Genomic DNA, 12,745 nt, shown 5'->3' with positions numbered 1-12,745 from the left:
GGGAGGTCATCGACACCACCCTCACGCGATGGCTGAATGATGGGATGAACCGGCGGGTCACGCCTCGCCGGGAGGTGTCCGCATGGTCGGACGGTTGGTTATAGTGACCACGAAATCGATCCACAGGATCTCCATGAACGGCCACAATCAGACACCGGCGGATCCTGCCGACCAGCGCTCCTCCGGACCGCAGGGAACCCGCTTCTTTTCGACCGAGACGCTGCGCCGGTACACCCGCGAGGCCGAAGCGCCCCTGGATGGCCTGGCCAGCGTGCACCAGCCGGTACTCGAAGGCATCAGCCCGGAACTGGCGGGTCGGCGCTTCACCCTGGACGAGGGCAGGCAGACCATCGGCCGGGGCAACGACAACCACATCGTCATCGACGACCCCAGCGTGTCCGCCTCCCATGCCTGGATCACCAACAAGCAGGGCCGCCACATCATCATGAACACGCTGTCCACCAACGGCACGTTCGTGAATGACAAGCGCATCCACATGACGACGCTGAAGCACAGCGACCACATCCGGCTGGGGCACGCGGAGTTCGTGTTCCTGACCCGCGAACATGCTGAACCCCGCGCCGCAAACGGACGCCGGATCGCGGTCGGCGCGCTGGTGCTCGTGGCGCTGGTCGCGCTGGTCGCGCTGGCCTGGTCGCTGGTCTGAACCCGCTGCCGTGACCGCGCGCGAGATCCCCCCAAAGGTCGGCCGCTACCGCATCGACGGCGTGCTCGGCGAGGGCGCGATGGCCGTCGTCTACGCCGGCTTCGACCCCGAGATCCAGCGTGCGGTGGCGATCAAGTGCCTGCATCGGGAGGTTGCCGCCGACCCCGTCTATCGCGATCGCTTCCTGGTCGAGGCGCGAGCCGCCGGCCACCTCACCCATCCCCACATCGTCACCATCTTCGACGTGGGCGAGGCCGACGACGGCAGCCCTTACATCGCGATGGAGCGGCTCTCCGGCGAGACGCTGGCCAGCCGCGTCAGCCGCGACGGCTTTCCATCACTGCCGGCGATCATGGAGCTGGCCGGGCAGGTCGCCGCCGCGCTGGACTATGCCCATGCCCAGGGCGTCGTGCACCACGACATCAAGCCCGAGAACATCATGCTGGCCGAGGGCTGGCAACACGCCAGGGTCAACGATTTCGGCATCGCCGAACGACGCGGCGTGCAGGACGGGCCCGGTACCACCCGCACGCAGATCGCCGGCACGCCCGCCTACATGGCGCCGGAACAGCTGCGCGGCGACCCGACCGACGCACGCAGCGACCTGTTCTCGCTGGGCGTGGTGTTGTACTGGCTGCTCACCGGCAAGCTGCCCTGGCCCGAGACCAGCGACATCCGGCAGTTGATCCATGCGCGCCGGCACCTGCCCGGCCCCTCGCTCCAGCCACGCGATCCGTCCACGCCGTCGATCCTGGTCGGCATCGTGCAAACCTTGCTGGCACCCGCGGCAACGGAGCGCTATCAGCGGGGGAGCGAAGTCGTCGCCGACCTGCGGCTGGCCCGCCGCGAGTACGAGCGCCTGCGCGAACGGCCGCTGACCAGCCACATCACCTCGCTGCGCCTGCGCTGGGTCGGCGTCCTCGGCGCCACGCTCAGCCTCACCCTGCTGCTGGGGCTGGCGGCGATCCACGCCAAGCAGGGCGCCGCGGTCACCGGCCTGGCGCTGGATTTCGGCGGCTCGCTGGGGCGCATGATCGCCAACGAATCGGCGGAGAACCTGCTGCTCGGCGATCGCGCCGCCACCCGCGCGCTGGTCGAGAGCATTGCCCGCAACCAGCAGATCCACTACCTCGCCATCGCCGATCGTTACGGCGAAATCATCGCCAGCACGCAGGCCGACCAGGTCGGCACCCGCTTGCCGGCGCTGACCGGCAGGAAGCCGCTGTCGCGATCGGACGATATCGACAGCTATCGCAGCAGCGACACCGGCGCCCCCGGCCGCGACGCGATGCTGCTGTTCGACGTGCCGATCCATTACCAGACGGCCACGGTGGGCGAACTGCATCTGGGCATCAGCGACGCGCCATTGCGGGCGGCCCGCAAGACCACGCTGTGGGTCATCATCGCCGTGCTGGTGGTGACGCTTGTCGCGGTGATCGGCGCAACGTACTGGCTGTCCCGGCAATTGCTGACCCTGCTGGACCTGCTCGGCAACGCGATGCTGCGGGTGGCCCGGGGCGACTTCCGCTACCGCATCCGGCTGGTCCGCCGCGATGAACTGGGCCGGCTGTTCGCCGCGTTCAACCTGATGAACGGCGCCCTGCAGGCCCGCCGGCAAGGCCCCGAAGAAACGGCTGCCGCCACCCCCGTGGAAGACGTCACGCGGCCCACGCTGATCCTGCCGGTGGCGGAGGACGACGGCGCCAGCCACAAGCCCTGATCGACGACGCCATCCGGCGGTGCCTGACGGCTGCCCGCGCCCGCGAGTCAGAACTGCTTGAGCCGCTGCTTCAGCTCGAGCGCGCGGGCGCGGTAGACGGTGGCCGGCTCGTAGCCCGGATCGATGGCCAGCACGTGGTCCCACAACGCGATGGCCGGGTCCAGCTGCTGGTCGCGATACAGCACGATGGCCCGCTGGTGGCATCCGGCCAGCAGATCCTTGCGCAGGGAGGCCGCCGCGGCCCCGCCCGGCGGCAGCCGCGGATCGATGGTCAACGCCTCGTCGAGGCGCGCCAGCGCCTGCTGCCTTTGTCCCTGCCCCAGCAGGGCCATGCTTTCCTTCTGCAAGCGTCGCGCCTTCTGCGCCGATGATTCCGCGACAGCCTCCGCGGGGCGTCGGGCATCCGCCTGCGCCGGTGCCGACGGCTCGCTCGCGTGGCCGTCGCCGGCTTCGCCGGTGCCAGCCGCCACCGGCTCCGCCAGGACACCGGCCCCGGATACCGGCAACCGCACCGTCTGGCCCACCTGCAATCGCGACGGGTTGGTCGAACCGTTGTAGCGCGCCAGGATCAGGAACCGGCTGGCATCACCGAGATGGCGGGCCGCCAGCAAGCTGTAGGATTCGCCGTCCTGCACCACATGGGGCTGCGACGCGCGGCCGAGCAACTGCTGCGGATCGCCGGTGAGCTGGCGCAGCATGGCCTGCGCCGCGCGATCGCCCGGATGCCTCGCCAGATGCCGGCGCAGCGCCTGTTCGCCTTCCGCGTAATGACCGCGCTGCAGCTCGTCGACAATCGTTGCGAACGAGGCATCGGCACGCCCCGTTTCGCCGATGCCCGGGGCGCGCGAGGCCGATGGGCTGACCACCACGGAGCGGGTCCCCCGCATGCAGCCGGATACGACCAGCACCAGCAGGAGTGGCGCGCACGGCGCCATCCACTGCCATGGCCGGCGGCGACGCCAGGATCTTGTCGATGTCGTTTGCACTGCCTGTCTGCCCCCTGCCCTGTCCGGCACCGCGCTGCACGCCGACCCCTGACATGGCACGGCGTTTCCCAACCTGCCCGAGCGAGGGTCAACGCAACGTCGTCGCAACCGGTCCGGCCACACAATATAGATCCGCCCCGGCGGCTTGGGCGACCACCCCACCCAGCGTCCACTGCGCCCTCGCCGGCCAGCTCCCCCGGATTGCGGCCTCCGCATGACATGGCCGTGGAAACCAGCATAAACTGGCCGCTCCGGGGGAATTTACAGGCACTTGCATGGATGTCGGACACGATCGACGTCACCCGTTTGCGTCGCATCAGGGCGGTCGCGGCGGCGCGCGCTGGCCTGCGCGCGCGCAGCGCCTGTTCGAAACCAGCTACACGCTGTGCGTGGAAGGGCTGCAGGAACCCCTGCGTCGCTGCCTGGGCGAATTCGAGAAGCAGCTTTTTGCGCTGGCCGAGCGTGCCCACAATGCCGGCGTCCAGCAGGACTGCTTCGCCAGCCGGCAGCGCGTTCTGCAGGATCGTGCCGCGTTCGCCCAGCGCTTCATGGAACAGCTCGGGGCCGCGCTGGACCAGGTTGGCGAGAGCGCCCCGGCGGCGGCCGAGCCGGCCGGCCACGAGAAGCCGTGGCAGGCGCTCGAGCTGGTCGACCCGGGCGAGCAGGAAGTGGCGATGACGCTCGAACAGCTGGGCGCCCGTGGCGAGGTTCGCCACAGCAACGTCCTGTACGAACTGGGCTACCGGCTGGCGGTGCTGATCGGCGCGCCACCGCTGGAAGGCCCGGCGCTGCCGCTGGGTCCCCACGCCATGGCCAGGGCCTGCCACGCCGCCAGCGGCGGGTTCGAGCTGCCGCTCAAGCATCAGTTGCTGCTGTTGCAGCACTTCGATCAATGGGTGATCCAGGCGCTGGCCCCGCTGTACGACAACATCAACGCCCAGCTCAAGGCCGACGGCATCCTGCCGCAGCTGCGCAGCATCCCGATCCCGCGGCACATCGGCAAGCGATCCCGCACCAGCAGCGCGAGCGGCGATGCCGCCGGCGAAACCGCGACGGCACCGGCAAGCGCAAGCGCCACGCCGGTCCATCCGTCCGGTGGCACGCCGGGAGCACCGATCGAGGTGCTGGAGTCCCTGCGCGACCTGCTGGCGCAGCAACGCGCCGTGCAGGGTGGCCTCAGCGGGGGCTCCGGCGGACGCGCGGCCAGCGAGGACGAACTGCAGTCGGCACTGGGCGCCTTGCAGCAGCATCTCGCCCAGGTCACCGACCAGGCCAGCCGCGAGCTGCGCAGCGCCGCCCGCCTGCGCGAGGAGCTCGTCGCCCAGCTCAATTTCGGCAAACCCGCCGGCGCCCCGCGCACCCAGCTCAGCGACGAACAGGGCGACACGGTGGAACTGGTCGCGCGCCTGTTCGAACAGCTGGGCCATCAGCTGCAGCAGGGCGGCAACGCCAGCCACCTGCTGACCGATCTGCAATTGCCGGTGCTGCGCATGGCCGTGGCCGACCACGGCTTCTTCGAGAAGCGCGAGCATCCGGCACGCCGGCTGCTGGATACGGTCACCGCCGCCGCGAACGACTGGCTGGACGGCAGCGATGACGAAAGCAACCGGCCGCTGGCGAGCAAGCTGGAACAGCTGGTCAGCCGCGCCAACCAGGAGCCGCCCAGCGCCGGCTTGTACACCACCTTGCTGGCCGACATCGAGCATCATCTGGCCCTGCTCACGCGCAAGGCGCAGGCCGCCGAGCGGCGCCATGTGGAAGCGGCCCAGGGCCGCGAGCGGCTCGACCAGGCACGTCGCCGCGCCAGCGAGCTGATGGCCGAGCGTTTCGCGCAATCGCCACCGCGCGGCCTGTTGCGCGCCCTGCTCGACCGCGCCTGGTCGGACGTGCTGGCGCTGACCCTGCTGCGCCATGGCGAACAGAGCGACGCGTTCCGCGAGCAGTTGAAGATCACCGACCAGTTGCTCGGCCGCCTGCCGGTCAACGATCGCCTGCACCTGCAGACGGAAGTGGAATCGGGCCTGCAGCAGATCGGCATGCACGCCGAAGAGGCGGTGCAGGTGGCCCAGCGGCTGCTGGGCGCCGGCACGCCGGACCCCTCCACGGAACTGCCCAGCGCCACCGACCTGGCGTTGCGGCTGAAGCAGCACCAGCGACTTGGCGAGCAACAGTCCAGCCACGAACCGGCGGCGAGCCCGGCGGCCGCCGTGGTGGCAGCCGCGGCATCACCGGCGCGCAGGAGCGCGACCGCGCCGGCGGCCCGCGGCGATGCGGCAACACCGCAGGCGCCGGTCGCGGCGGCTGCACCGCAGCAGGACGCCCCGCCCGATCCGCGGCTGCGGCGCATCGAGCAGCATCTGAAGGAATTGCCGTTCGGCAGCTGGTTCGAGTTCATCGACCCGGCCAGCGGACAGATCTCCCGGCGCAAGCTGGCGTGGTACTCGCCGATGTCCGGCCGCTGCCTGCTGGTCAGCCGGCGCGGCCAGCGCGGCGAGGAAATGAGCCTGACCCAGCTTGCCCATGAAGTCGCCAGCGGCCGCGTCTGCGAAGTGCCGGCCCAGCCGGACAGCCTGCTCGACCGCGCATGGCGCAGCCTCACCGGCAGCCTGCAGCCACGACGCCCGCCGTCCGGGAGCGCCCGCGCATGAGCACCAGCAACCAGCGGCGCGCCGAGCGCAAGCGCGCCTCCGTCAATGCGATCGTCACCGACGTGATCAGCGGCCTGCCGATCGGCCACCTCGGCAATCTTTCCAGCACCGGCATGCTGCTGATCAGCGCCCAGGCACCGCGCAGCGAAGCCTTGTACCAGGTCAGCATGACCCTGCCCGGCTCGGGCCGGATGCTGACCCAGTCGCAACCGATCGAGGTCGGCATCCAGGAGCAGTGGCACGAAGCGGCCGCCAGTTCCGGGCAGATCTGGGCCGGCTATCGCATCGTGGCGATCAGCGACGCCGACGCCGCACGCCTCGAAAGCTGGCTGGCGCAGGCCTGACCCTGAGAGGTTGTGAGTTTTTCAACCTCTCAGGTCGGCTAGGCACGGCCGACCGCGGATCGGTCACGCCAGTGACTGATTCGCGTGAGCACGTCCGGGCATGTACCGGACGTGCGATGGAAGAAAACCACAGGAAGTGGTTTTCTTCACAGGCCCCGACTGGAAGTCGCGGCGTGGCGGCGTCATCATGACGCCTGGCCCGCCCGTCCCCGATCCATGGCGAAGCGTTCGCACCCGCCGCATCCGCGCGGCGGCCGCGCAATGATTCGTCGTCGCAGGAGTCTCCATGTCCGACCTGTTCGCCCCGCTGTATCCTCAGCACCTCGCCACCGTGCGCGAACGTGCCGACCGCGCGCTGGCGCTGGGCGGCTACGACCACCTGCTGGTCGCCGCCGGCACGCCACCGGGCAAGTTCCTCGACGACCAGGACTACCCGTTCGTGGCCAATCCGCACTTCAGGCACTGGCTGCCGCTGACCGACGCGCCGGGCAGCTGGATCGCGTACACGCCGGGCAGCAAGCCGAAGCTGGTCTTCGTGCAACCGCGCGACTACTGGCACGTGGTACCTGCGGCGCCCCACGGCTACTGGGTGGAGCACTTCGACATCGTGATCGTGCGCAGCGCCGCCGAAGCGATCGCCCAACTGCCCGCCGGCAGGCGCGCGGTGATCGCCGCCGCCTGCCCCGTCACCGATGGCGTGGAGGCGAACAACCCGCCGGCCGTGCTCGATTACCTGCACTGGCACCGCAGCTACAAGACGCCGTACGAACTGGCCCTGATGCGCGAAGCCAGCCGCATCGGCACGCGCGCCCATCGCGCCGCCGAAGCGGCGTTCCGCGCCGGCGAAAGCGAGTTCGGCATCCACATGGCCTATCTCGCCGCCGCGAAACAGATCGATGCCGAGTTGCCCTACGCCAGCATCGTGGCCTTGAACGAACACGGCGCGGTGCTGCACTACACGCACTTCGACCGCACGCCGCCAGCGGCGTCGCGCTCGTTCCTGATCGACGCCGGCGCCAGCGCGGCGGGTTACGCCAGCGACATCACCCGCACCTACGCCTCGCCGCACGCAGGCGAATTCCAGGCGCTGATCGACAGCGTCGACGCCGCGCAGCGCGGCTTCGCGGCGAAAGTGCGCGCCGGGCAGAGCTACCCCGAGCTGCACATCCACGCCCACCACGTGCTGGCCGGCGTGCTGCGCGAGCATGGCTTCCTGCGCATGAGCGCCGAAAGCGCGATCGAATCCGGCGTGACCAGCGCGTTCTTTCCGCACGGCCTGGGCCATCCGATCGGCCTGCAGGTGCACGACGTGGCCGGTTTCCAGCAAGGCGAACGCGGCGGCAGCATCGCGCGTCCGGACGGCCATCCGTACCTGCGCATGACCCGCGTGCTGGAGCCGGGCATGGTGGTGACGATCGAGCCCGGCCTGTACTTCATCGACATGCTGCTGGCCGAACTGCGCGACAAGCCGGTCGCGGCCGACATCGACTGGGCGAAGGTCGACCACTTTCGCCAGTACGGCGGCATCCGCATCGAGGACGACGTGGCATGCACCGATGGCGAACCGGAAAACCTCACCCGGGATGCGTTCGGCATGCCGTAAGCCGCTGCTGCGACATTCGTCCACATGGCCGAGACGTCGCCGCGGCGTATGCTGACGGTCAGGCAAGGCCCGGATTCGTCGCATGTCCAGCTCCCCGGTTTCCAGCATGTCCGCCGAGACCTTCGGCACGTCGCCGCAGCCATTGCGGCGGTTGAGCCTTGAACTGCTCGCGATCATCGCGCTGAAGATCGCGGCGCTGACGCTGATCTGGTGGGTCGTGTTTGCGCCGCAGCCGAAGCCTGACACCAGCGCGGAGGCGATCGCTCGGCGACTCGCCCCCGCACCCCAAGCCGCCGCGGAAACCCGCCCATGATCATCGATGCCGATGTCGTCACGCTGTCGCGCCTGCAGTTCGCGCTGACGGCGATGTACCACTTCCTGTTCGTGCCGCTGACCCTGGGCCTGGTGTGGATGCTGGCCATCATGGAGAGCGTCTACGTGATGACCGGACGCGAGGTGTGGAAGCAGATGGTGCGCTTCTGGGGCGTGCTGTTCGGCATCAACTTCGCGATGGGCGTGGCCACCGGAGTGACCATGGAATTCCAGTTCGGCATGAACTGGGCGTACTACTCGCACTACGTGGGCGACATCTTCGGCGCGCCGCTGGCGATCGAGGGACTGATGGCGTTCTTCCTGGAGGCCACCCTGATCGGCGTGTTCTTCATGGGCTGGGATCGCATCTCGCGGATCAAGCACCTGCTGGTGACCTGGTTCCTCGCGTTGGGCACCAGCCTGTCGGCGTTGTGGATCCTGGTCGCCAATGCCTGGATGCAGCACCCGGTCGGCTCGGAATTCAACCCGACCACGATGCGGATGGAGGTGACCTCGTTCTCCGAGGTGTTCTTCAACCCGGTGGCGCAGGAAAAATTCGTGCACACGGTGAGCGCCGGTTACGTGCTGGGTGCGATGTTCGTGCTGTCGATCAGCGCGTGGTACCTGCTGCGCGGGCGCAACGTGGATTTCGCCAAACGCTCGATGACCGTGGCCGCGAGCTTCGGCCTGGCCGCGGCGCTGTCGGTGGTGGTGCTGGGGGACGCCTCGGGCTACACGGTGTCGCTGAACCAGAAGATGAAGATGGCCGCGATCGAGGCGATGTGGCACACCGAACCGGCGCCGGCCCCGTTCACCGTGTTTGGACTTCCGGACGTGCAGCGACGCAGCACGGACTATGCCGTGAAAATCCCCTGGGTCATGGGCCTGATCGGCACCCGCTCGATCGACGAGGCGATGCCCGGCATCGCCGAGCTGGTGGAGACCGCCAAGGGTCGCATCGGCACCGGCATCCAGGCCTACGACGCCATGCTGGTGCTGCGTCAGGACAGGAACAATGCGAAAGCCAGGGCCACGCTGGCCGCGCACGACAAGGACCTGGGCTACGCGCTGCTGCTGAAGAAGTATGTCGACGACCCGCGCCAGGCCACGCCGGCGGATATCCAGAAGGCCGCCGACAGCACCATCCCCAACGTGCCGGTACTGTTCTGGGCGTTCCGCATCATGGTCGGTTGCGGCTTCTATTTCATCGCGCTGTTCGCGTTCTCGTTCTGGAAGGCCAGCACCCGCAAGCTCGATACGCAGCGCTGGTACCTGCGTCTGGCGCTGTGGAGTCTGCCGCTGCCCTGGGTCGCGATCGAACTGGGCTGGGTCGTCGCCGAGTACGGCCGCCAGCCGTGGGCCATCGAGGGTGTATTGCCCACCGCGCTGGGCGTGTCATCGGTGAGCGCGGGCCAGGTGATGACTTCGCTGGGCGGTTTCGTGCTGTTCTACACCGCGCTGGCGGTGGTCGACGTGTTCCTGATGCTGAAGTTCGTGCGCAAGGGGCCGGATGGCCTGGGCATCTGGCCGTCCACGGATGGCCCCCTCTTGCCTGCGGAAAGAGGGTTGGGATGATGGGCTGGGCTGGCGACGTGCACACGTTGAAGCGTGCTTCGATCAGCACCATGGCGAGCACCCGCCCCTCACCTCGATCCTCTCCACGAGGGGCAGCTGAGGCAAAGGAGAAAGGCGATGTTTGATTATGAAAGCCTGCGGGTGATCTGGTGGGCCCTCCTCGGCACGCTGCTGATCGGCTTCGCGATCATGGACGGCTTCGACTTCGGCGTCGCCGCGTTGCTGAAGCTGCTGGGCCGCGACAACGAGGAACGACAGGTGCTGCTGGAAGGCATCGAGCCGACCTGGGAAGGCAACCAGGTGTGGTTCATCCTGGCCGGCGGCGCCGCCTTCGCGGCGTGGCCGATGCTGTACGCGGTGTCGTTCTCGGGCATGTACTTCGCCATCGCGCTGGTGCTGCTGGCGCTGATCCTGCGCCCGGTCGGTTTCAACTTCCGCGGCAAGATCCACGACCCGCGCTGGGCTTCCCTGTGGGACTGGGTGCTGAGCGGCTCCGGACTGGTGGTGATGCTGGTGGCCGGCGTGGCGTTCGGCAATCTGTTCCTGGGCCTGCCGTTCCGCTTCGACGGCGATCTGCGGATGAGCTGGCAGGGCAGCTTCTTCGACCTGCTGCACCCGTTCGCGCTGCTGTGCGGCCTGGTCTCGCTGGCCATGCTGCTGGCGCACGGCAGCTGTTTCGCCGCGATGAAGGCCGACCACGCCATCGCGGCGCGGGCGGTGGTGGTCGGACGCTGGACCACCCTGCTGTTCGCCGTGCTGTACGTGCTGGCCGGGGTGTGGCTGGCCTGGGGCATCCCCGGCCATGCCATCGCCGGGCCGGTGGTGACCGATGGCCCGGCCAACCCGCTGTTCAAGCAGGTCGCGGTGGGCGGCAGCTGGTTTGCGGGCTACATGCAGTATCCCTGGTTCTGGCTGGCACCGTTGCTGGCACTGGCCTCGGCCGTGGGCGTGCAGGCCCTGATCGGCCGGCGCAGTTTGGCCGGCTTCATCGCCAGCAGCCTGATGGTGGGCGGCACGATCGCCTCGGCCGGGTTTGCGCTGTTTCCGTTCCTGCTGCCCTCCAGCCTGGACCCGCGGTCCGGCCTGACCGTATGGGATGCCTCATCCAGTCGTGGGACCCTGCAGCTGATGCTGCTGGCCACCGCGGTGCTGTTGCCGATCGTCATGCTCTATACCGGCTGGGTCTATCGGGTGATGCGCGGACGGGTGACGCTGGAGCAGGTGCGCAAGGCGCACGGCGGTTATTGAAAGGAGTACGAACCGATGTGGTATTTCTCGTGGATCCTCGGCCTGGGCCTGGCTTGCGCCTTCGCCATCCTCAACGCGATGTGGTACGAGGTGCACGCCACGGACGAGGCGAATCGCCAACTGACCGATGCCGAACTGCCGGACGAATTGAGCTAGGAGCGTGGGTCGCAGAAACGTTCGTGGCGAAAAGTTGCCTGCGCCGGGACAGTTTTTCGACGATTCGCCGGCCCATAGTCATTCTATGGGTCAAGAATCGGCGGAAAAATGGACCAAGCAGGCGACTTTGCAGACCGAACGGTTCCTGCGACCCACGCTCCTAGCGCGCGGCCAGCAGTGCCTCGATCTCCTCGGCCTGCCGGGGCATCGCCGCGGTGAGCACCTCGTTGCCGTCGCGGGTGACCGCCACGTCGTCCTCGATGCGGATGCCGATGCCGCGCCAGCGCTCGGCCACCGAGCGGTCGTCCGGCGGCACGTACAACCCCGGCTCGACGGTCAACACCATGCCCGGCTCGAGCAGGCGCGACTCGCCGTCGATGCGGTAGTCGCCCACGTCATGCACGTCCAGTCCCAGCCAGTGGCCGGTCTTGGCCGGGAAGAACCGCTGATAGCTGCCATCGGCCACCGCGGCATCGGCGCTGCCCTTGAGCAGGCCGAGCTCGCACAGGCCCTCGCTCAGCACGCGCACCGCCGCGAGATGCGCCGCGTTGAACGGACGGCCGGGACGGACCTCGTCGATCGCCGCCAGCTGGGCGGCCAGCACCACTTCATACAGCGCCCGCTGCTCGCGGCTGTAACGGCCGTTGACGGGAAACGTCCTGCTGATGTCGGAAGCGTAGCAATCCCACTCGGCGCCCGCATCGATCAGCAGCAGGTCGCCGTCACACAGTCGCGCCCGGTTGTTCTGATAGTGCATCACGCAGGCGTTGGCGCCGCCAGCGACGATCGGCACGAACGCCGGCACCGCGCCCCGGCTGCGCATGACCCGCAGCAGTTCGGCCTCCACTTCGTACTCGTGGCGTCCGGGCCTGGCCGCGCCCAGCGCCGCCATGTGCGCTTCCACCGCGATCCCCGCCGCCGCGCGCATCAGTCGCAGTTCGGCCCTCGACTTGTACAGCCGCAGGTCGTGCAACAGGTGGCCCAGCGCCACGAATTCCTTGGGCACCACGCCGCCGCCGCGCAACTGGCGCAGGCGGCGCATCCAGCCCAGCAGTTGCGCGTCAAACTGGGGCTCGCGGCCGAAATGGCAGTACACGCGGGCACGGCCCTCGATCATGCCGGGCAGGATGTCGTCGATGTCATCGATCGGGAACGCATCGTCCATGCCGTAACCGGCCACCGCCTGTTCGGTGCCGATCGCATGGCCGTGCCAGCGCTCGCGCTCGGCATCGCGCTCGCGACAGAACAGCACCACTTCGCCGTGCTGGCGCCCGGGCAACAGCGCCAGCACGGCGTCGCTTTCCGGGAAGCCGGCCAGGTAGTGGAAGTCCGAGTCCTGCCGGTACGGCCAGGCGGCGTCCGCGTTGCGCATGCGCTCGGGCGCGGCGGCGACCAGCAGCACGGCGTCCTCGCCGGCCATCTTCATCAGCTGGCGACGGCGACGGGCGAATTCCTCGGGGTCGATCGCCGCAGGGGTCGAGCCGTG

Annotated in this window: 11 protein-coding genes; 9 read left to right on the top strand and 2 right to left on the bottom strand. The window is 68.8% G+C overall.

The window, feature by feature from the left end:
* The first annotated feature begins 82 nt into the window (after positions 1–82).
* On the top strand, positions 83–667 hold the full coding sequence (locus ABNK63_RS02935) for an FHA domain-containing protein (RefSeq protein WP_350016640.1): 585 nt from the start codon (positions 83–85) through the stop codon (positions 665–667).
* 10 nt (positions 668–677) lie between these two features.
* Positions 678–2,387, top strand: coding sequence for a protein kinase (locus ABNK63_RS02930; RefSeq protein WP_350016639.1), 1,710 nt, complete (start codon positions 678–680; stop codon positions 2,385–2,387).
* Between the two features lie 47 nt (positions 2,388–2,434).
* On the opposite strand, the gene ABNK63_RS02925 is transcribed toward ABNK63_RS02930, so the two are convergent.
* Complete coding sequence (locus ABNK63_RS02925; protein ID WP_238530909.1) at positions 2,435–3,256, bottom strand: LysM peptidoglycan-binding domain-containing protein; 822 nt, start codon at positions 3,254–3,256, stop codon at positions 2,435–2,437.
* A gap of 392 nt (positions 3,257–3,648) precedes the next feature.
* Here ABNK63_RS02925 and ABNK63_RS02920 point away from each other — a divergent pair, with 392 nt between their 5' ends.
* From ABNK63_RS02920 to cydX, 7 genes are all read left to right on the top strand, one after another.
* Complete coding sequence (locus tag ABNK63_RS02920; RefSeq protein ID WP_350016638.1) at positions 3,649–6,021, top strand: DUF1631 family protein; 2,373 nt, start codon at positions 3,649–3,651, stop codon at positions 6,019–6,021.
* A complete protein-coding gene (locus ABNK63_RS02915; RefSeq protein ID WP_007807260.1) occupies positions 6,018–6,365 on the top strand; it encodes a PilZ domain-containing protein in 348 nt (115 codons plus the stop codon). The genes ABNK63_RS02920 and ABNK63_RS02915 overlap by 4 nt, the downstream gene beginning before the upstream one ends.
* 286 nt (positions 6,366–6,651) lie before the next feature.
* Positions 6,652–7,968, top strand: coding sequence for a Xaa-Pro dipeptidase (pepQ, locus tag ABNK63_RS02910; RefSeq protein WP_007807264.1), 1,317 nt, complete (start codon positions 6,652–6,654; stop codon positions 7,966–7,968).
* Between the two features lie 82 nt (positions 7,969–8,050).
* On the top strand, positions 8,051–8,281 hold the full coding sequence (cydP, locus tag ABNK63_RS02905; protein WP_007807266.1) for a cytochrome oxidase putative small subunit CydP: 231 nt from the start codon (positions 8,051–8,053) through the stop codon (positions 8,279–8,281).
* Entirely contained in the window at positions 8,278–9,855 is a 1,578-nt protein-coding gene (locus ABNK63_RS02900; protein ID WP_350016637.1) for a cytochrome ubiquinol oxidase subunit I, read from the top strand. The genes cydP and ABNK63_RS02900 overlap by 4 nt, the downstream gene beginning before the upstream one ends.
* A 117-nt stretch (positions 9,856–9,972) precedes the next feature.
* Positions 9,973–11,103: a cytochrome d ubiquinol oxidase subunit II gene (gene cydB, locus ABNK63_RS02895; RefSeq protein ID WP_007807271.1), complete on the top strand. Its 1,131-nt coding sequence runs from the start codon at positions 9,973–9,975 to the stop codon at positions 11,101–11,103.
* Between the two features lie 15 nt (positions 11,104–11,118).
* On the top strand, positions 11,119–11,259 hold the full coding sequence (gene cydX / locus ABNK63_RS02890; RefSeq protein ID WP_007807273.1) for a cytochrome bd-I oxidase subunit CydX: 141 nt from the start codon (positions 11,119–11,121) through the stop codon (positions 11,257–11,259).
* A 160-nt stretch (positions 11,260–11,419) separates the two neighbouring features.
* Here cydX and ABNK63_RS02885 read toward each other — a convergent pair whose 3' ends face one another.
* A complete protein-coding gene (locus ABNK63_RS02885) occupies positions 11,420–12,685 on the bottom strand; it encodes an aminopeptidase P N-terminal domain-containing protein (RefSeq protein ID WP_157582056.1) in 1,266 nt (421 codons plus the stop codon).
* Positions 12,686–12,745 lie beyond the last annotated feature (60 nt).

Origin of the sequence: Rhodanobacter sp. IGA1.0 (genome assembly GCF_040208325.1) — a bacterium.
GTDB classification, from domain to species: domain Bacteria; phylum Pseudomonadota; class Gammaproteobacteria; order Xanthomonadales; family Rhodanobacteraceae; genus Rhodanobacter; species Rhodanobacter spathiphylli.
Note: the sequence above shows the minus strand (reverse complement) of the source record. Positions and strands in the feature narration are given on the sequence as shown.

Excerpts from the sequence above, each read along its gene's own strand:
- ABNK63_RS02935 (WP_350016640.1), top strand. The coding sequence starts at position 83 with ATGGTCGGACGGTTGGTTATAGTGACCACGAAATCGATCCACAGGATC.
- ABNK63_RS02920 (WP_350016638.1), top strand. The coding sequence starts at position 3,649 with ATGGATGTCGGACACGATCGACGTCACCCGTTTGCGTCGCATCAGGGC.
- ABNK63_RS02915 (WP_007807260.1), top strand. The coding sequence starts at position 6,018 with ATGAGCACCAGCAACCAGCGGCGCGCCGAGCGCAAGCGCGCCTCCGTC.
- pepQ (WP_007807264.1), top strand. The coding sequence starts at position 6,652 with ATGTCCGACCTGTTCGCCCCGCTGTATCCTCAGCACCTCGCCACCGTG.
- cydP (WP_007807266.1), top strand. The coding sequence starts at position 8,051 with ATGTCCAGCTCCCCGGTTTCCAGCATGTCCGCCGAGACCTTCGGCACG.
- ABNK63_RS02900 (WP_350016637.1), top strand. The coding sequence starts at position 8,278 with ATGATCATCGATGCCGATGTCGTCACGCTGTCGCGCCTGCAGTTCGCG.
- cydB (WP_007807271.1), top strand. The coding sequence starts at position 9,973 with ATGTTTGATTATGAAAGCCTGCGGGTGATCTGGTGGGCCCTCCTCGGC.
- cydX (WP_007807273.1), top strand. The coding sequence starts at position 11,119 with ATGTGGTATTTCTCGTGGATCCTCGGCCTGGGCCTGGCTTGCGCCTTC.
- ABNK63_RS02885 (WP_157582056.1), bottom strand. The coding sequence starts at position 12,685 with ATGAAGATGGCCGGCGAGGACGCCGTGCTGCTGGTCGCCGCCGCGCCC.